Origin of the sequence: Streptomyces yatensis, assembly GCF_018069625.1 — a bacterium.
In the GTDB taxonomy this organism is placed as follows: domain Bacteria; phylum Actinomycetota; class Actinomycetes; order Streptomycetales; family Streptomycetaceae; genus Streptomyces; species Streptomyces yatensis.
Window position 1 is genome coordinate 1,975,223 of sequence record NZ_CP072941.1, and the last position, 18,294, is coordinate 1,993,516.

15 protein-coding genes and 1 pseudogene are annotated in these 18,294 nt (G+C 70.2%); 8 read left to right on the forward strand and 8 right to left on the reverse strand.

Annotation, left to right across the window (positions count from 1 at the left end; all coding sequences use genetic code 11):
• The first annotated feature begins 56 nt into the window (after positions 1-56).
• Positions 57-827, forward strand: coding sequence for an SDR family NAD(P)-dependent oxidoreductase (locus J8403_RS07680; protein ID WP_211122500.1), 771 nt, complete (start codon positions 57-59; stop codon positions 825-827).
• A 61-nt stretch (positions 828-888) separates the two neighbouring features.
• Here J8403_RS07680 and J8403_RS07685 read toward each other — a convergent pair whose 3' ends face one another.
• The 4 genes from J8403_RS07685 to J8403_RS07700 form a co-directional block, all read right to left on the reverse strand.
• Complete coding sequence (locus tag J8403_RS07685) at positions 889-2,274, reverse strand: FAD-dependent oxidoreductase (protein ID WP_211122501.1); 1,386 nt, start codon at positions 2,272-2,274, stop codon at positions 889-891.
• A 159-nt stretch (positions 2,275-2,433) separates the two neighbouring features.
• Positions 2,434-3,912 carry an FGGY-family carbohydrate kinase gene (locus tag J8403_RS07690; protein ID WP_211122502.1) on the reverse strand — a complete coding sequence of 493 codons (1,479 nt, stop codon included), beginning with the start codon at positions 3,910-3,912 and terminating at the stop codon, positions 2,434-2,436.
• Positions 3,913-4,126: 214 nt separating this feature from the next.
• The gene (locus J8403_RS07695) at positions 4,127-5,557 is read right to left on the reverse strand and encodes a GntP family permease (RefSeq protein WP_211122503.1); all 1,431 of its coding nucleotides are present in this window, start codon (positions 5,555-5,557) and stop codon (positions 4,127-4,129) included.
• 188 nt (positions 5,558-5,745) lie between these two features.
• Complete coding sequence (locus tag J8403_RS07700) at positions 5,746-6,735, reverse strand: Bug family tripartite tricarboxylate transporter substrate binding protein (protein ID WP_211122504.1); 990 nt, start codon at positions 6,733-6,735, stop codon at positions 5,746-5,748.
• Positions 6,736-6,833: 98 nt separating this feature from the next.
• Between J8403_RS07700 and J8403_RS07705 the strand changes: the two genes are divergently transcribed.
• Both J8403_RS07705 and J8403_RS07710 read left to right on the forward strand, forming a co-directional pair.
• Complete coding sequence (locus tag J8403_RS07705; RefSeq protein ID WP_211128130.1) at positions 6,834-8,501, forward strand: sensor histidine kinase; 1,668 nt, start codon at positions 6,834-6,836, stop codon at positions 8,499-8,501.
• On the forward strand, positions 8,498-9,190 hold the full coding sequence (locus J8403_RS07710) for a response regulator (protein WP_211122505.1): 693 nt from the start codon (positions 8,498-8,500) through the stop codon (positions 9,188-9,190). The genes J8403_RS07705 and J8403_RS07710 overlap by 4 nt, the downstream gene beginning before the upstream one ends.
• Before the next feature lie 171 nt (positions 9,191-9,361).
• Here J8403_RS07710 and J8403_RS07715 read toward each other — a convergent pair whose 3' ends face one another.
• Positions 9,362-10,570: an RNA-guided endonuclease InsQ/TnpB family protein gene (locus tag J8403_RS07715; RefSeq protein ID WP_211128131.1), complete on the reverse strand. Its 1,209-nt coding sequence runs from the start codon at positions 10,568-10,570 to the stop codon at positions 9,362-9,364.
• Positions 10,571-10,620: 50 nt separating this feature from the next.
• Between J8403_RS07715 and tnpA the strand changes: the two genes are divergently transcribed.
• Together tnpA and J8403_RS07725 are read left to right on the forward strand one after the other, a co-directional pair.
• Positions 10,621-11,049 carry an IS200/IS605 family transposase gene (tnpA, locus tag J8403_RS07720; RefSeq protein WP_211122506.1) on the forward strand — a complete coding sequence of 143 codons (429 nt, stop codon included), beginning with the start codon at positions 10,621-10,623 and terminating at the stop codon, positions 11,047-11,049.
• Positions 11,050-11,086: 37 nt separating this feature from the next.
• Positions 11,087-12,325, forward strand: a pseudogene (locus tag J8403_RS07725) (MFS transporter); the annotation flags it as partial.
• 204 nt (positions 12,326-12,529) lie between these two features.
• Here the strand turns inward: J8403_RS07725 and J8403_RS07730 are convergent.
• From J8403_RS07730 to J8403_RS07740, 3 genes are all read right to left on the reverse strand, one after another.
• Positions 12,530-13,345, reverse strand: a complete 816-nt coding sequence (locus tag J8403_RS07730) for an SAM-dependent methyltransferase (protein ID WP_211122507.1) — start codon at positions 13,343-13,345, stop codon at positions 12,530-12,532.
• A 116-nt stretch (positions 13,346-13,461) separates the two neighbouring features.
• Positions 13,462-13,674 (reverse strand): DUF397 domain-containing protein, encoded by a 213-nt coding sequence (locus tag J8403_RS07735; protein WP_211128132.1) that lies wholly within the window; start codon positions 13,672-13,674, stop codon positions 13,462-13,464.
• A 25-nt stretch (positions 13,675-13,699) separates the two neighbouring features.
• Positions 13,700-14,575 carry a helix-turn-helix domain-containing protein gene (locus tag J8403_RS07740; protein WP_211122508.1) on the reverse strand — a complete coding sequence of 292 codons (876 nt, stop codon included), beginning with the start codon at positions 14,573-14,575 and terminating at the stop codon, positions 13,700-13,702.
• A 245-nt stretch (positions 14,576-14,820) separates the two neighbouring features.
• On the opposite strand from J8403_RS07740, the gene J8403_RS07745 reads away from it, so the two are divergent.
• The 3 genes from J8403_RS07745 to J8403_RS07755 all read left to right on the forward strand — a co-directional run bounded on the left by J8403_RS07745 (position 14,821) and on the right by J8403_RS07755 (position 18,286).
• Positions 14,821-15,282 carry an ATP-binding protein gene (locus J8403_RS07745; protein WP_246585750.1) on the forward strand — a complete coding sequence of 154 codons (462 nt, stop codon included), beginning with the start codon at positions 14,821-14,823 and terminating at the stop codon, positions 15,280-15,282.
• Positions 15,283-15,285: 3 nt separating this feature from the next.
• Positions 15,286-15,732, forward strand: a complete 447-nt coding sequence (locus tag J8403_RS07750; protein ID WP_211122510.1) for a hypothetical protein — start codon at positions 15,286-15,288, stop codon at positions 15,730-15,732.
• A gap of 262 nt (positions 15,733-15,994) precedes the next feature.
• Positions 15,995-18,286: an AbfB domain-containing protein gene (locus J8403_RS07755; protein ID WP_211128133.1), complete on the forward strand. Its 2,292-nt coding sequence runs from the start codon at positions 15,995-15,997 to the stop codon at positions 18,284-18,286.
• The last annotated feature ends 8 nt before the right edge of the window (positions 18,287-18,294 follow it).

Here is an 18,294-nt window from a genome sequence, read left to right on the forward strand (position 1 = left end):
CGTCCGACGCCACGCGGGACGCCACGTCCGACGCCACGCAAGACGGAGGAGAGCCCGTGCGAGACCGACTGTCCGGACAGATCGCCCTGGTCACCGGCGCCACCGGCGGTATAGGAACCGCCGTCTCGCGGCGGTTGGCCATCGAGGGGGCCACGGTGGTGGTGACCGACGTGGACGCCGACCGCTGCGAGCAGCTCGCGGAGGAGCTGACGAAGGAGCCGGCGGCCGATGGAGCGCGGGCGCTGGGCCTCGCGCTGGACGTGAGCGACGAAGAGGCGTGGCGCGGCACGGTCGAGCGCGTGGTCTCCGAACTGGGCGGCCTGTCCGTGCTCGTCAACAACGCGGGTATCGCCAAGATGCGCACCGTGGAGACGGAGACCCAGGAGTCCTGGGACAAGGTCATCGCCGTGACCCAGGGCGGTGTCTGGCTCGGCATGAAGCACGGTGGACCCGCGATCGAAGGCTCCGGTGGCGGCTCGATCGTCAACATCGCGTCGATCTTCGGCACGGTGGGCGGCTTCGGCAGCCAGTTCTCGTACCACGCGGCGAAGGGCGCGGTCCGGCTGATGACGAAGAACGCCGCCCTGCACTGGGCCACGCGCGGCGTCCGCGTCAATTCGATCCACCCCGGTTTCATCGAGACCCCTCTCTCGCGCGAACTGTGGCGGGGCACTCCCCGGCACACCGCGATGGTCGAGGGCACTCCCATGGGGCGGCTCGGCACACCGGACGAGGTCGCGGGGGCCGTCGCGTTCCTCGCCTCCCAGGACGCGAGCTTCGTGACCGGCTCCGAGCTGTACGTGGACGGCGGCTGGACGGCACGCTGACGCCCCACCACCGCGTTCGTCGCGGCGGACGAGCCAGGTGGCGGGGCGGCGGGCGATCAGGTCAGTCCGTCGCCTGTGCCGCCCTCGTCTGTGCCGCCGTCGCGGTGGCGGTGGAGGCGGATGCGGTGGTGGCGGTGTCCGCGGCGGTCAGTCCGAACACCAGGGCCGAGGCGATGCCGCCCGCGTAGGCGCGGTGCCACAGGCCACCGGTGTCCGACCCGGCCGCGAGGAGTCCGTGGAGCGGTTCGCCGTCCCCGCGCAGGACGCGGGCCCGGTCGTCGATGCGCACACCGTGGAAGGGGAACGTGATGGCCGGTACGGTCTCGATCACGTAGTACGGCGGTTCGTCGAGCGGGAGGCGGTCCAGCTGCCGGCCGGGCACCGGCTCCAGCCCCGCCGCGGCGTCTTCGTTGAACAGCTTGACCGCGTCGCGCACGGCATCACCCCGATACCCCCATTCCTCCGGGAGGTAGGCCAGTTCGTCGAGGTCTTCGGCGAGTCCCACCCGGCCGCCCCGCTTGCCGGCCAGAGCGAACTTGTCCACGGCGACCGCGCCCTCGACGTACGACCCGACGACCCAGTCACGGAACACCCGGGCGTCGGCGATGAGAAGGCCCCGGCTCTCGGGCTGCTCCAGCAACGCCATGGCCGTGAGGTGGTCGCCCAGCGTCTCGTCCACGAACCGATCGTTGCGCACGTTGAACAGCAGGGCATGCTCGCTGTAGTAGAGCGACAGGTCGACGAAGTCCGCCGGGTCGGCGAAGGAAATGCCACTGGGGATGAGATGGCCGTAGAAGCCCGCGTCGTCGTGGCCGGTGGCGGCACCGACCTGGGTGGCCAGACGGTAACCACCGCCGCGGCTGAAGGGGTTGGAGCGCAGCTGCATGTCCCCGGCGCGGGGGTGCACATGCGCGGTGCGGAGTTCCGGATCGCCCTGAAACCCGCCGGTCGCGATGAGCGTGGACCCGGCGCGCACACGCGTGCGCACGCCATCGGTCAGCCTCAGCTCGGCCCCCGTCACGGCCCCGTCCTCGACCACCAGCCGTTCGGCACACGTCTCCAACAGCAACATGCCACCGCCTTCGCGGACGACCCGACGGCAGGTGTCGACGTACTGATGGGTGTCGAACTGGTGCCCGCGACCGAAACTGAGGACACGCTGCGCGTCCTTGACGTCCACGCCGAGGGAGCGGATCCATTCGACGCCGTCGGGAAACCGATCCACGAGGGCACGCTTGAGCGCGGTGTCTCCCCATGGATTGTGCTGGTCCATGACGTCATGGCTCGGCGCGGTCCAGGCGTAACCCGCGAAGCGCGCGGAACCGCCGACGTCCGTACCGATCTCCACGACCATGACGGACAGACCGTTGCGAACGGCGCGGGCACCGGCGGTCAACCCCGCCATTCCCGCACCGATGACCAGCAGATCGACATTCTCCACGCGCACGTGACTCCCCTCCGGCGATGAGCTCGACGGCTCGCCAAGGGAGACGACACACCCTTGACGACCCTCCCAGCAAAACCGAATCCAATTCAAAAGGCAAGCGTGGTGCTGGGGTGGGACAGTAGCGCCAAGTTGAATTCGATTTCAGGGCGTGAAGGACGCTCAACGCTCCTGCAGGGCCGCCAGGGCGTGGACGGTCGCGGCGGTGTCCGGGTACAGCCGCCGGTAGAGGTCGTACAGCTGGTCGTAGCGTCCGGTGTGCTCGGCGCGGGGCGTCACCGTCTCGCGCACCGGGTTCCAGTCCTCGATGGAGGCGTCCCCGACGAGCCGCGCGGCCAGCAGGGCATCGCCGTAACCGGCGCCGATGGTGATGGTGCGCAGCTCCTGCGGGCGGCCGGTGATGTCGGAGACGATCTGCGTCCACAGGGAGCCCTGGGTGCCACCGCCGACGGCGACCACGCGGCGGATATCGCCACCGGCCGCCTCGATGACCTCGATGTTCTGGCGGACGCCGAACCCGGTGGCTTCGAGTGCGGCCCGGTAGAGGTCGCCGCGGGTGTGGGACAGGGTCAGCCCGGCGATCACTCCGCGGGCGTCCGGGTCCATGATCGGGGTGCGCTCGCCGGAGAAGTACGGGAGCATCAGCAGGCCATTGGCGCCGGGGCCCGACTCGGCGGCCAGCGCGGTGAGTTGGGCATGGTCGCCGTCGGCGAACAGGTCCCGCAGCCAGCCGGCGACCGCACCGGAGGTGGCCATGCCACCGGCCAGATTCCGGGTTCCGGGCAGGGCGCCGACCGTACCCCACAGGGACGGGCTGGTCAGCGGCTTGGGCACGGTATGGATGAGGAACATGGTGGTGCCGTACATCAGCATCAGATCGCCGATGTGATGCGCCCCCACGCTCAGTGCCTCGGCCCAGGCGTCGATGGTGCCGGTGGTGACGGGGATCCCGGCGGGCAGACCGGTCGCCTCGGCGGCCTCGGCGGTGAGGACACCGGCCGCCTCACCGGGCCAGCGCAGTGGCGGCAGTTCGATACCGGGGGCGATCTCGGCGGCCCAGGGGGCGTACCACTCACCGGCGAGCGTGTCGTACAGCGGGGTGCACTGGCTGGCCGAGTGGTGGTCCAGAACGTAGTTCCCGGTGAGCTTCCTGACCAGCCAGGAGCTGGGCATGTACAGCCGCCGGGCCCGCGCATGGACCTCGGGCTCCTCCTCGGCGATCCAGGCGATCTTCGGCCCCGCCGCCTGTGTGGTCAGGGCGGAGCCGCAGCGACGAATGATCTCCTCTGCGCCGAGCCGCGCCTCGAGGCGCTGGATCTGGTGGACCGAGCGGGTGTCCACGCCGTACAGAACGGCGGGACGCAGCGGGGTGTCGTGCTCATCGGCCAGCAGGACACAGGGCCCCATGCCGCTGACCCCGACGGCGACCACGGCAGTGTCCCCCGGGGCGGTCAGCTCCCGGGCGAGCTCGACGAACTCGCGCCACCAGACGGCAGCGTCCATCTCGAAGTGGCCGGGGCCGGGCCGTGCGGGGGTGTGCTCCCGAGTGGCCGAGCGGATCAGGGTGCCATCGAGGCCGACGAGAACGCCCTTGCTGCTCGAGGTGCCGATGTCCACACCGATGACTGCGTTGCGAGGCATGGCGAGCACGCTGGCAGAAGGCGATTTCAGGGTCAAGGAAGCCCGGACACATGGCCCTTATCCGGGAGAGATTTCCACAGCGGGCGCACCTGCCGCTCCGGGTACGGGACGGACCGGACGGCCAGGTCGAGCACGGTCTGACCGGCGGTGTTGACGGCGTCGATATCGGCGCCCCACCACCGGCCCGCCGCGACCGCCCGGCCGCCGCCCCGCCTCAGGCGAACACCGACAGCAGCAAGGCCATCGCCAGGCCGAGCACGCTGACCAGCGTCTGCACGACCGTCTGGGTCTTGGTGGCCTGGCTGAGGTCCATTCCGAACGACTCCTTCACCAGCCAGAACCCCGCGTGGTTGACATAGTTGAGGCCGAGGGAACCGGCGCCGATCGCGACCACGAGCAGGGATGCCTCCAGGCCCCCTCCGTCACCGATCAGCGGGGCCACGATGCCGGTGGCGGAGACGATGCCGACGGTGGCGGAGCCCGTGGTCAGCGACAGCAGCAGGGCGATCAGCCAGCCCAGCAGGATCACATTGATATGGGCGCCCTCGGCGGCCGAGGCGATGGCATCGCCGATGCCCGAGTCCTGGAGGACCTGCTTGAAGGCCCCTCCCCCACCGATGATGAGCAGGATCGCGGCGATGGACTTCAGGCTGTCGGTCAGGGAGGCGCGGGTCTCCTCGCCGGAGCGGCCGGAGCCGAACACCGTCACCCCGAAGGCGAAGACGAAACCGGCGAGCATCGCCACCAGGGGTTCTCCGGCGAACACGAGCGCCGCGCCCAGCCCGCTCGACTCGTCCAGCACCGTCTCGGCGAACGTGCGCAGCAGCATCAGGACGACGGGGACCAGCACCGCCGCCACGGCCAGGCCGGTGGGCACACCGGTCCGGCGACGGGGCGTGTCCGTGTCCGCCTGTGCACCGGGACCCGAGGTGGCCGCGGCGGGCTGCCGCTCGGCGCCGGCGAACTGGGCCACCAGTTCGGCGTCGGGGGCGACGTCGGGCAGCCGGGGCGCGATCCAGCGGGCGTAGACGGGGCCCGCCAGGATGACGGTGGGCACGGCGCAGACGATACCGACGCCGAGGGTGAGACCGAGGTCGGCGTGGAGACCGGTCATCGCGGTCAGCGGCCCGGGGTGGGGTGGGAGCATGCCGTGCAGGGTGGACAGCGAGGCGATGGCGGGCACGCCGAGGAGGACGTACGGGCTGCCCTTCGTGCCGCCGTGGCTCTCCATCCTGCGGGCGACGCTGAAGATCAAGGGCAGCAGCACGATCAGGCCCACCTCGAAGAACATGGGCACGCCGATGACGAACGCCGCGGCGCCGACCAGCCAGGGCAGCCTGCGCGGCTCGGCGCGGGCGACGAGGGCGCGGGCGATGGTGTCGGTCGCGCCCGAGTCGGACAGCAGACGGCCGAGCATGGCGCCCAGGGCGAGGGTCACGCCCACGTCGCCGAGGGTGCCGCCGGCGCCCTCCTCGATGGATCCGGCGAGTTTCGCGGCCGGTTCACCGGCCGCGATCCCCGTGCCCACGCTGACCAGGACCAGCGCGACGAACGGGTGGACACGCAGCCGGGAGTTGATGAGGTAGATCAGCGCTGCTATCGCCACCGTGAGGATGAGCAGCAGCCACCAGGTGTGTGCGGTCATGCGGTGCCTTCCAGGACATGCGTGTCGTTACGGGACATGCGGGCGGGTTCGTACGGCCACCGGGGCATGGGTGGGTAAGGGAGTGGGGGTGGTGGGGTGGTGCGGATCGGGGGCGTGCGGGCGTGAGGCGGTAGCCGGTGGCAGCCGCCGGGGCGGTCACCGGTGGCGGCCGCCCCGGCGGGGGTCGGTCAGTCCAGTCCCAGGTGTCCGACCAGTTCGGCCACGGCCTTGTCCTGCCGGGCCAGATAGGTGGCGAAGGCGCCACCGGTGGTGAAGGCGTCGGTCCAGCCGTGGCGGGTGAGCTCGGCCTTCCACTGCCGGGAGGTGTGCAGCGCGGTCAGCACCTCGATCCAGCGTTCGCGGTCCGCTGAGCTGATGCCGGGCGGGGCGACGATCCCCCGCCAGTTGTCGAAGACGAGATCGATCCCGGCGGCCTTCAGCGTCGGCACCCTGGGCAGCGCCGCCACCGGCCGGTCGCTGGTGACCGCGAGCACCCTGAGCTGCCCGGCGGCGATCTGGTCGAGGAACTCACCGATGCCGCTGGTGGCGAAGTCGACCCGGCCGTCCAGCAGGGCGGGGAGCAGATCGCCGCCACCGCCGTCGTAGGCGGCGTACCGCACCTTCTTCGGCTGGATGCCGACGGCGCCGGCCAGCGCCATGGGCAGCAGGTGGTCCGGGCCGCCCAGGGACGAGCCGCCACCGACCGTGACGCCTCCGGGGCTCCTGCGCCACCCGGCGACCAGGTCGGCGAGGGTGCGGTACGGCGAGTCCTTGCGGACCACCACCGCCTCGGGCTCCTCGATCAGGCGGGCGATCGGGGTGGTCCGCGCGACGGTCACCTTCGCGCCCTGCACATGGGCCGCGCCGAGGACACCGAGGCCCATCTGCAGGGCGAGCCGGCCATTGCCCCGTTCGTCCACGGTGCGCCGCAGGCCGACGGTGCCACCGGCTCCGGGGAGGTTGAACACCTCCATGTCCGAGGCGCTCCCGGTCTCCTCCAGCACCCGGGCCACGGTCCGCGCCGTGGTGTCGTACCCGCCTCCGGGAGTGTTGGGCACCAGGATGCGCAGACCGTCGTCCGCGGTGCCCCCGGACCCCGGCCAGGTGCCGCAGGCGCCGACGAGCAGGGACAGCACGGCGGCCAGGAGGCCGGACAGGGCGCGGGTGCGGCCTCTCATGGCACCTCCCTTTCGCTTCCCAAACGGCGGACGCCATGATTGTGCAGCCTGGTGAGAAATGGGCCCAGGTTGTGTCAGCAGGAGAGATTGAGTTCATTGTGGTCGCCGCGTTCCGTCGTCAAACACTCGCGGGCGAGATGCTGGTGTTGCAGCTCGCCATCGTCGTGGTGGTGCTGATGGCGGTCGCCGCGGTCTCGCTCGCGCAGTCGGAAGCCACCTTCAACCGGGTGGAGGGCCGCCGGGTCGGTGCGCTCGCCGAGCAGCTGGCCGCCCAGCCGCTGGTGCGGACCCGGCTGGTGGGCCCCTCGCCGGGAGAGGCGCTGGCCCCGCTGGTGTACTCGTCCCGGGTGCAGTCGCGGGTGACGTCCGTCACGGTGGCCGACGGTCACGGGCGCGTCGTCAGCTCGACGAATCCCACGGTGCTCGGCGACCGGCTGCCGCTGGGCAAGGGGGTCGGCGCGGGGCGCGGCTGGTCGGGCACGCTGGACTGGGACGGCAGCCGGGAGCTGGTGGCCCAGGTGCCGGTCCTCGGCGCGACCGGCGACGACCTGGGGCGGCATCTGGGCACCGTCATGATCGGCGAGGCGTCTCCCACGGTGTGGCAGCGGCTGAGCGGCGCGTCCTCGTACCTGCCCGTCTACCTCGGCGTCGCCAGCGCGCTCGGCGTCGTCGGCTCCTGGCTGCTGGCCCGGCGCGTCAAACGGCAGACGCTCGGGCTGGAGCCGCGTGAGATCACCGGGCTGGCCGAGCACCGCGAGGCGATGCTGTACGGCATCGCCGAGGGCGTCGTCGCGCTCGATCCGCAGCACCGCGTGACGCTCGTCAACGACATGGGCAGACGGCTGCTGGACCTGCCCGAGGACTGCGTGGGCCGGAACCTGGCCGAGCTCGGCATCGAGGGACGGCTGCTGGACGTGCTGGCCGGTGCGCGGAAGGAATCGAGCGACCCGAAGGACGAGGTCGTCGTCCGGCACGGCCGCGTCCTGGTGATGAACCGGATGACCGTGGTCAAGGACGGACGGCCGCTCGGCTCCGTCACCACACTGCGGGACCGCACCGAGCTGGCGCGGCTGGAGCGCGAGATCGGCTCCTTCCGCGGCACCTCCGAACTGCTGCGCGCGCAGACCCATGAGTTCGCCAACCAGCTGCACACCATCTCCGGGCTGATCCAGATCGGCGAGCAGGAGGAAGTGGTGCGCTACATCCGGGCGCTGAACCAGCGCCGCCAGTCGCTGGACATGTCCATCGGCCGCCGGGTCCGGGACACCGCCGTGGCCGCGCTGCTGATGGCGAAGGCGTCCCAGGCCGCCGAGCGGAAGGTGGCCCTGCGGCTCTCGGACCGCACCGCGCTGGACCGGCTGACGCCCGAGGACGCCGCCGATGTGGCGACCGTGGTCGGCAACCTGGTCGACAACGCGATCGACGCCGCCACGTCCGAGCGCGGCGACGGGAAGGTGGCCCCGGACGGCGACGAGCCATGGGTGGAGGTCGAGCTGCGCCAGGACCACGCCAGTGTGGAGATCGTGGTGCGCGACTCCGGCCCCGGTGTCGCCCCCGACCTCGCCCAGGAGGTCTTCGCCCATGGCTTCACCACCAAGGCCGCCCGGGAGGGCGAGCGCGGCATCGGGCTCGCCCTCACCCGGCTCGTCTGCGAGCGCCGCGGTGGCGAGATCGCGGTGACCAACACCCCCCAGGGCGCGATGTTCAGCGCCCGCATGTCCGTCAGCCACCCCGCCGACGCGGTGGCGGAAGGAGCGACCCGATGACCGAGTCGGCCGGCACGATCGATGTGCTCGTCGTGGACGACGACTTCATGGTGGCCCGTGTCCACCGCACCTTCGTGGAGCGGGTGGCGCCGTTCCGCGTCGTCGGCACCGCCCACACCGGTGAGCAGGCGATCGAGGCGGTCGACGCGCTCCGGCCCGATCTGGTCCTGCTCGACCTCTATCTGCCGGACCTCTTCGGCCTGGACGTCATCCCCCGGCTGCGCACCGCCGGGCACGACTGCGACGTCATGGTGATCACCGCGGCCCGGGAGGCCGACGCGGTGCGCGGTGCCGTCCGCCAGGGCGTGGTGGACTACCTGCTCAAGCCCTTCGACTACGAGGATCTGCAGCCCCGCCTCGAACGCTATGCGACCCAGCGTGGACGGCTGCTCACCACGGTCGTCCGTGGTCAGGCGGATGTGGACCGGGTCCTGGCCGGGGCGTTCGCGCCTCCGGCGGGCGGCGCCCTCCCGAAGGGCCTGAGTGTGGAGACGGCCCAGCTCGTCGAGCGTGCCCTCCGCGAAGCGGACGGCACCGTCTCCGCCGCCGAGGCGGCCACCACGATCGGCATCTCCCGGGTCAGCGCCCGCCGTTATCTGGAGTACTTCCACGCCACCGGCACCGCCGACGTCGCTCTGCGCTACGGCACCACCGGCCGCCCGGAGCGCCGCTACACCTGGCGGGCGTAGCAACCCCGGTCCGGTGCACGCCGGTTCGCATCCGGCCCGGCGGACGGCGACACGTGGCGAGACGGCCGAACGAGCCTTGTCATGACCCTTGACGCGGCTCGGCGCGTCCATCAAGATCCCACTGGAACCGATTCCGTGACTCCTCCACCCCTTGATGGGGGTGGCTTTTCGCTAGGCCGGTTGGGCTTCGCGACGGACCAGCCCGGCCCGTAGAACGTTGATCGCTCCCGCTGTGTCGGCGTGTATGTTGTGGCCGCACGAGACGCAGTGGAACTTTTCCTGTGTGGGCCGGTTCTCCTTGGCGGTGTGCCTACATGCGGGGCACCGCCGGGAGGTGTTGCGGGGGTCCACGGCCATCACTTCCCGTCCGGCGCTTTCAGCCTTGGCGTTCAGGATCGCGAGGAACACCCCCCATCCGGCATCGGCGATCGAGCGGTTCAGCCCGGCCTTCGAACTGGCCCCGTTGGGCAGGAAGTTGCCCGGCTGGTTGGGGTCGGGCTTCGGGGCAGGGGCCTTGCTCATGTTGCGGATCTTGAGGTCTTCGTACGCGATGAAGTCGTGCTCACGGACCAGGTTGAGGGCGGTCTTGTGCGCGTGGTCGAGGCGCTGGCGCCGGACCTTGCCGTGGAGCTTGGCTACCTTCTCCACGGCACGCTGGTGGTTGGCAGTCCGATCGTAGGCCTTGCGGCGCGGAGACAGCGCCCGTTGAGCGGCTTCGAGCTTCTCGGCAGCCTTCCTGCCGTGGCGCGGGTTGGAGACGAAGGAGCCGCTCGAGTCGGCGAGGAAGTTGGCGATCCCCAGATCGATACCGACCACCGAGCCGGTCGGCGCAAGCGGTTCGGGCCGGGCCTGCTCGGCGGTCAGCACAACGAACCACTTACGGCCCTCGCGCTTGACGGACACGGTCTTGACGTTGCCGACAACTGCCCGGTGCTGGTGCACCTTTACATGCCCGACGCCTTGAAATCGGACGCGGGTAACGGGGGCGTGCGGGGTGGAATCCCAGCGGCAGCCGTCGCCGTCCTTGGGAAAGTCGACCGTATCGAACCAGTTGACCCCGCGAAAGCGCGGATAACCGGGTATCTCGCCAGATTTGACCCGCCGGAAGAATGCCGCGAACGCTTTGTCGAGACGGCGCAGCGTCGCCTGCTGCGAGGAGAAGGACCAGCGCCCCTGACACTCCGGGTCGCATGCCCGGATCTCCTTGAGCTGCGCGGACTGTATCCCGTACGCGATGTTCGTCTTCGACGGGTGCCGGTAGGCGTCGCGGCGTTCCTGCAACGCCCCGTTGTACAGCGAGCAGTGATCGCGCAGCATCTCGCCGAGCGCCTGCTCCTGCCGGACGGTGGGCCGCATGAGGAACTTGTACGCCCGGATCATCCAGCCCACCTCCTGCGTGCCGATTCCGTCAATCACACTAGACTTGGTGCATGTCACCACGCTGGGACCCAAACCCCAAGGTGCGGCGCGGCCGTCACGTAGTCTACAACCTTCACGCACATTTGGTGTTTCTCACCAAATACCGGCGGGATGTCTTCAACGACGAGATGCTGACGCGCTGCGCAGAGATCATGCGGGGCGTGTGCACCGACTTCGGAGCGGACCTGATCGAGTTCAACGGTGAAGAGGACCATGTCCACCTGCTCGTGCTCTACCCACCGAAAGTCGCCCTCTCCAGCCTGGTCAACAGCCTCAAGGGCGTCAGCTCGCGGTATCTGCGCGCCGAGTTCACCAGCCGCGTCGACCGCGCAACCATGCACGGCCGCTTCTGGTCCGGCTCCTACTTCGCCGGATCATGTGGCGGCGCACCACTTCAGATGGTGAAGGACTACATCGAGAACCAGAAGCGGCCTACCTGACCGTCACGACGAAGAGACAGAGAACTACGACTTCGTCGCCTACGGCACCGCGTCCGCCCTGTATTTCGGCGACGCGTTCTTCCCCAACTCGGACCCGGTGGTCGGCACCCTGCTGGCCTTCGTCACCCTCGGCGTCGGCTTTCTGATGCGCCCGATCGGCGGGGCCATCGGCGGCTATCTCGGCGACCGCCACGGCCGTAAACCGGTCCTGGTCGCGGCCCTGTTGACGATGGGCATCGCCACCGTCCTGATCGGCATGCTGCCCACCTACCAGCAGGTCGGGGTGTTCGCGCCCGTCCTGCTGGTGGTCATCCGCTGCATTCAGGGGCTGGCGTTCGGCGCCGAGTGGGGCAGCGCCGTGATGATGACGTACGAGCACGCGCCCCGCGCCCGCCGGGGCCTGTACTCGGCGATACCGCAGGCCGGAAACCCGCTGGGCATCGCGCTCGCCAACATCGCCTTCCTGCTCTCCTCCACCCTCGACTCCGACTGGGCCTGGCGGCTGCCCTTCCTGGCCAGCGCCCTGCTGATCGTGGCCGGAGTGGTCATCCGGATGAAGCTCACCGAGTCCCCGGAGTTCGAGGCCGCCAGGGCGAAGGGCACCACCGTCCGCAACCCGCTGCTCAGCGTGGTGCGCGAGGACTGGCGCAACATCCTGCGCATCATCGCCCTGCGCGTCGTGGAGTCCTGCGCCTACTACCTGACCGCCACCTATCTCCTGTCCTACATCACCGACCGCGACTCGGGCGACCGTGGTGTGGCACTGGCCGGTGTGGTCACCGCCAGTCTGCTCGCCACCGCCACCACCGTGCTCTCCGGCGCGCTCACGGACCGCGTGGGCCGCCGCACGGTCTATCTCGTGGCCTGTGTGCTGGCCGCGGTCTTCGGCTTCCCGATGTTCCTGATGGCCAACTCCGGGGCTCCGGTGCTCCTCGTGCTGATCTTCCTGATCGGCATCGGGGTGATCCACGCGGCGCTGACGGGCACTCAAGCGGCCTGGTTCGCCGAGCTGTTCAACACCGCCACCCGCACCTCCGGGGCCTCGCTGGGCTACCAGACGGCGGCGTCGGTGGCCGGTTTCGCGCCGTTCCTCGCCGTCCTGCTCGCGGAGTCCTTCGGCTGGGCGGGCCCGGCCGGGCTCTATGTGTGCATCGCGCTGGTGGGACTCGCCGGTGTGCTGTCCACCCGCGAGACCTGGGGTCCCGGGCAGCGCACGGCCCTCGCAGCCGATCAGCCGCGGCGCGTGGCCGACCGGGAGCGGCATCCTTCGCGCTGAGGGCAGCCGGTGAGCGGGGGTCCCTCGCACTGAGAGCAGCCGGGGAGCGTCGTCCCTCGCGCTGACGGCCGGCCGGTGAACGGCATCCCTCGCCGAGGAGTGGTCGGGGGCCCGGACACGGCGCCGGGCCCGCCGGTGCGTGCCGCGGTGACGCGGCCGCCCGCACCGGCGGGCCCATGGCGGGCGGACGCCTGAGAAACGACGTCAGGGCTTGCGGGCCACCGCTCCGTACATGGCGATGTCCTCGTCCTTGATGGTTTCGGTGGAGGTGCCGTCCGGGCGCCACTTGTGGACCTGGGTGAGGCCGGGCTCGACCAGATCGAGGCCGTCGAAGAACCGCTCGGCCTCGGCCTCGGTGCGCAGCCGCATGGGCATGTCGCGGGCCGCGTACTCGCGGGCGACCCGGGCCACCTCGTCCGGTGCGAAGTCGGCGGTGCCGATGGACATCGCCAGATAGCTCCCGGAGGGCAGCGGCTCCAGGAGGCGGTTGACGATTCCGTAGGCGTCGTCCTTGTCCAGGACGAAGTGCACGATGGCGATGACCGTCAGGGCGACCGGGCGGCCGAGGTCGAGGGTCTCGCGGAGCTCGGGGGCCTCCAGGATGGAGGCGGGCTCGCACATGTCCGCCTCGACGTAGGCGGTCCGGCCCTCGGGTGTGCTGGCGAGCAGCCCCTGGGAGAGGGTGAGGACGATGGGGTCGTTGTCCACGTAGACGACCCGGGAGTCCGGGGCGACCGCCTGGGCGATCTCATGGAGGTTGGGCGAGGTCGGGATGCCGGTCCCGATGTCGAGGAACTGCCGGATCCCCGCCTCTTCGGCCAGATAGCGCACGGCCCGGTTCATGAAGTCGCGGTTGGCCCGCATATGGATCGGGAGGGCGGGCCACTCCCGGGACATGGCGATGCCCGCTTCCTTGTCGGCCGGGTAGTAGTCCTTACCGCCGAGGATGTAGTCGTAGATACGTGCCGAATGCGCGTTCTCGGTGTCGATGCGGTCGGCCGACCATCCGTTGTCGCTCAAGGCGTCCCCTCCCAGTGGATCGTCACGTGGATCGTCAGTTCGCTGTCGGTGTGGCCCCCCGTCCGTGCGGGGCCGGGCGGCCTCGCACGGACGGGGAAGGTTGCGGTGCCGTGGCGCTAGCAGAGGAAGTCGGCGTCGCCCGCCTTCACCCCTGCCAGAAACCGGGTCATCTCGTTCGTGGTGAAAACCAGCGCGGGGCCCTCGGGGTCGGTCGACTGACGCAGCGCCACCCGCCCGTCGTGCAGCTTCTTGGCTTCGACGCAGGCGCCCCCGGCGTCGTCGCTCCACGGCTTGGACCAGCCCCTGGTGCCGAGATCGTGGGAGGGCATGCCGCTGCGTATGTGGTGGTGCACTTCAGAGCTCCTTGCGAATGGCGCCGAGGACGGCCTCGGTTTTCCTGGCGGGCACCGACTGGGCGCCCATCCGGTCCAGGACCTCGCGATACACCACCACGTCTTCCTCCTTGTCCAGATACACCGCGCCGACCAGGCCGCTGAGGTAGACGATGTCGGGCAACTCCGCGGCCCTGAACCGGAAGACATGGAACGCACCGGCCCGCATGGCCGGATGCGGACCGCTTCCGAACGGCATGATCTGCACGGTCACATGAGGGAGGGCGCTGATCTCGATCAGGTGGTCGATCTGGGCGCGCATCACGGCCGCGCCGCCCACCGGCCACCTCAGCACGGTCTCGTCCATCACGACCCACAGCCGGGGAGGGGAATCCCGGGACAGCAGTTCCTGGCGCTGCATGCGCAGGGCGACCCGGCGCTCGGTGGCCTCCGCCGGAGCGTGCGGGTTACCGGCGCTGAGCAGCGCACGGGCGTAGTCCTCGGTCTGCAGCAGCCCGTGGACGAACTGCGCCTCGTAGGCACGGATCTGAAGGGCCGCCTGCTCCAGGTTCAGATACGCGGCGAACCAGTCCGGCATCACATCGCGGTAGGTGTGCCACCAGCCGCGCTTGTTGGCCTCGCGGACCGACTTCAGGAAGGTGTCGATCTCATGCCGGTCGGTGACGCCGTAGGTCTGGAGCAGCTTCTCCACGTCCGCGAGCCTGAGCCGCGCCACCTTGGCGGCTTCCATCCTGCGGATCGTGGAGTGGCTGACCCCGATCGCCGCGCCCGCCTGGTCGTAGGTGAGGCCGGCGCGGGTCCGCAGCTCCTCCAGCTGCCTGCCGAGGATCATGCGGAGGACAGAGGGTGCACCGCCCCATGCGGATTCCGCGGCCAACGCTCTACCTCCCCACACCGGGCTTCACCGCTGCAGTCTGTCACGGTCGCCGGACCGGACAAGCGGAACCCCCGATGGCAACTTGCAATTTCCAATTTACCGCTTGCAACTCGTTCGTTGCACCTGTCACAGTGGTCACACCGTCCGATCACGGTGGGAACGCTTGCGTGGGTACGTCCGTAGGCACTGCGCAGTGCGGGAACGGCACGGTCCATGACGCGCAGGCAGACGAAAGGCGGCCGCTCGTGGCTCCCCTCGCCCTCCCCCTGACTCCCCTTCGGACGTCCCGGGAGCGGGACACGCATCCGGCGGTCGCCTTACGGCTGCCGGCCATCGCCTCCTCGGTGAGCACGGTGCGCACGGCCGTGCGCGAGCGGCTGCTCGCCTGGGGCATCGGCGCCCATGTGCGCGACGACGCACTCCTCGTGGTCTCCGAGCTGGTCACCAACGTGATCACACATACCCTCAGCGATCATGTGGAGTGCAGGCTGAGCATCCGCGCGGGACATCTGCGCCTCGAGGTCGAGGAAGAGATCCGGGCCCACACCCTCCCCGCGCCGCGCACCCCCGACCCCGATGAGCACGGCGGACGAGGGCTGCTGCTGGTCGGCGCGGTGAGCAGCGCCTGGGGCGTCCGGGACGCCCCGCACGGGCCGGGTCGGATCATCTGGGCCGAGCTGCCGGCGCGCACGGAAGAGTGTCACTGACTGATGGACCGACAGTTTGTCGCCCCCGAGGCGCCATCACTCAGCGCGCCCAACCGCTGGCGAGGCCACGGCGGCCGGCTGTGCCTGCCGGACGGACTGCCCGCCAGGCTGGGATACGACGCGGTGGGGATGCCCGCGGACATCGGCCGGCGGGTCATGAAGTGCCTGCCCCGCATCGGCTGTGTCTTCGCCGACGATCACCGGTGGTGGTGGATCGTGCCGTCCGGATCGCATATCGACGTCGCCTGGCCGTCGTTCACCAGCTATGCGGTCGGGGCCCAGATGACCGACGTGAGCGCCTGCTCCCGCCTCCCGCGCCTGGTCCATCATCCCCAGGACGACTCGCCGTACACGCCGCCGATTCCGCTGTACTTCATGACCTGCCATATCGCCGGTATCCGGCCCCACTGGTCACCGGGGGACGCCACCGGGCCGTCCCGAGCGGTGTGAGCCGGACCGTACCGCCCCCCGCACGCTGATGCTCCGCACGAGGCCCAGCAAGGCCGACAACGTTGTCCCAGCTATGGACAAACACCGGTTGTGAATGCTCTGGTATTCGTGCAGCAAGTGTTCCCTGTGGAAGAGTTCCGCCGCCCACCGGGCGGCGGCGCCAACCGGACCATGGAGCAGCAGCGTGCTGAAACACTTGTTCCTCCGCTTCCCCTCCCTTCTCCGTCCAAGACGGACCTGGCGGCGGCGCGTTGCCGCCGCCGTGGTCCCCGCGCTGGCCGCCACCGCCCTGCTCGTCTCCGGTGCCGGTCCCTCCCACGCCGCCCCGGCCTGGGACCCCAAACCCTCCCCGATGACGACTCCGTGGACGAACCAGGTCCCGGTCGACCACCCGCTGCCGGAGTATCCGCGCCCGCAGCTCACCCGGCCCGACTGGGCCGATCTCAACGGCATTTGGGACTTCGCGGTCACCTCGCGCGACGCCGGACAGCCGACCACGTTCGGCGAGCAGATCCGGGTGCCGTTCGTGCCCGAGTCCGCGCTCTCCGGCGTCCAGCGCAAGATCACCCAGAATGACAAGCTCTGGTACAAGCGCACCTTCACGGTGCCCTCCGGCTGGAGCGGCCGCCACATCCAGCTCAACTTCGGCGCGTCCGACTGGGAAACCACGGTCTGGGTCAACGGCCGGCAGGCCGGCGCCGCCCACCGCGGCGGCTACGACGCCTTCTCGTACGACATCACGCCCCTGCTCAACGGCGGCACCAACACCATCGTCATCTCCGTGTACGACCCGACGGAGACCGGCGGCCAGGCCATCGGCAAGCAGCGCATCCAGGACGTCACCCCGCACCCCGGCAAGAGCATCGTCTACACCGCCTCGTCCGGGATCTGGCAGACCGTCTGGCTGGAGCCCACCGCCACCGCGCACATCACCCGCCTGGACATGGTCCCGCGCCTGGAGGACAACACCCTGCGGGTCACCGTGCGCGGCGCCGGAGGAGCGGACGGTACGAGCGTCAAGGTCACCGTCTCCAGTGGCGGCACGACCGTCGGCAGCGCCACCGGCACGGTGGGCACCGAACTCTCCGTACCGGTGCCGGGCGCCCACCTGTGGACGCCGGAGGATCCGTTCCTCTACGACGTCACGGCCGAACTGACCGGCACCGGCGCCGACAAGGTCGGCTCCTACACCGGAATGCGGTCGATCGCGGTGAAGGACGTGGGCGGGGTCCGGCGGCCGGTGCTCAACGGCAGGTTCGTCTTCCAGACCGGCACCCTGGACCAGGGCTACTGGCCGGACGGCATCTACACCGCGCCCACCGACGAGGCCCTCAAGTACGACCTGCAGAAACACAAGGACCTGGGCTTCAACATGGTCCGCAAGCACATCAAGGTCGAGCCGCAGCGCTGGTTCTACTGGGCGGACCGGCTCGGGCTGCTGGTGTGGCAGGACATGCCCTCCATGGACAGCGGCAAGACCCCGGACACCGCGGCCCGAACCCAGTGGGAGAGCGAATACCGCGCCATCATCGACCAGCACCGCAGCTCGCCCTCGCTCATCCAGTGGGTGGACCAGAACGAGGGCTGGGGCCAGTACGACCAGGCCCGCATCGCGGACATGGTCAAGGCGTACGACCCCTCCCGCCTGGTCGACAACATGAGCGGCGTCAACTGCTGCGCCGCCAAGGACGGCGGCAACGGCGACGTCATCGACAACCACAACTACGTCGGGCCGGGCAACACCCCGACCGAGCCGGTGCGCGCCTCGGTGCTCGGGGAGTACGGCGGCCTCGGCTACAAGGTGCCCGGCCATGAGTGGTACCCGGGCGGCGGGTTCAGCTACGAGGACCAGCCCACCACGACCGCGCTCAACAACCGGCTCATCGGCCTGCTCGACGGGATGCGGGAGAACACCATGCCCGCGGGCGGCCTGTCGGCCTCCGTGTACACCCAGATCACCGACGTCGAGAACGAAGCCAACGGGCTCATGTCCTACGACCGCCAGGTGGTCAAGGTCGACCAGGCCCGGGTCCGGGCCGCCAACCAGGCCCTCATCGCCGCCTCCCGGTCACTGGGCGCGACGGTGAAACTGCCGGTCGGGCAGAAGGTGTCGCTCCGGGTCACCACACCCGGCTACACCGACCGCTACATCCGCCACTACGACGGGCTGGGCTTCACCGAGGTGGTCAACGCCACCAGCGGCGACCTGCTGAAACAGGACGCCACCTGGACGGTCAGGCAGGGTCTTGCGAACAAGCTCTGCTACTCCTTCGAGTCCCGCAACTACCCGGGCGAATACCTGCGCCACCGCGAATTCCGCGTCCGGCGCGAGGCGCCCGACGGCTCCACGGTGTCCAAGGAGGACGCGACCTGGTGCCCGGTCCAGGGCAGCGGGGGCGTCCGGATGTCGGCCGCGGGCTTCCCCGGCCAGTATCTGCGGCATATCAACGCCGAGCTGTGGCTGGCCCAAGCGGGCGGCGCCCACACCTGGGACAACCCGGCCGGCTTCACCGAGGACACCACCTGGGCGATCGAGCCACCCTGGGCTCCCTGAACCACCGC

Coding starts and splice junctions, on each gene's coding strand:
- J8403_RS07690 (WP_211122502.1), bottom strand. CDS start 3,912: ATGCCTCGCAACGCAGTCATCGGTGTGGACATCGGCACCTCGAGCAGC.
- J8403_RS07695 (WP_211122503.1), bottom strand. CDS start 5,557: ATGACCGCACACACCTGGTGGCTGCTGCTCATCCTCACGGTGGCGATA.
- J8403_RS07700 (WP_211122504.1), bottom strand. CDS start 6,735: ATGAGAGGCCGCACCCGCGCCCTGTCCGGCCTCCTGGCCGCCGTGCTG.
- J8403_RS07710 (WP_211122505.1), top strand. CDS start 8,498: ATGACCGAGTCGGCCGGCACGATCGATGTGCTCGTCGTGGACGACGAC.
- J8403_RS07715 (WP_211128131.1), bottom strand. CDS start 10,570: ATGATCCGGGCGTACAAGTTCCTCATGCGGCCCACCGTCCGGCAGGAG.
- tnpA (WP_211122506.1), top strand. CDS start 10,621: ATGTCACCACGCTGGGACCCAAACCCCAAGGTGCGGCGCGGCCGTCAC.
- J8403_RS07735 (WP_211128132.1), bottom strand. CDS start 13,674: ATGCCCTCCCACGATCTCGGCACCAGGGGCTGGTCCAAGCCGTGGAGC.
- J8403_RS07750 (WP_211122510.1), top strand. CDS start 15,286: ATGGACCGACAGTTTGTCGCCCCCGAGGCGCCATCACTCAGCGCGCCC.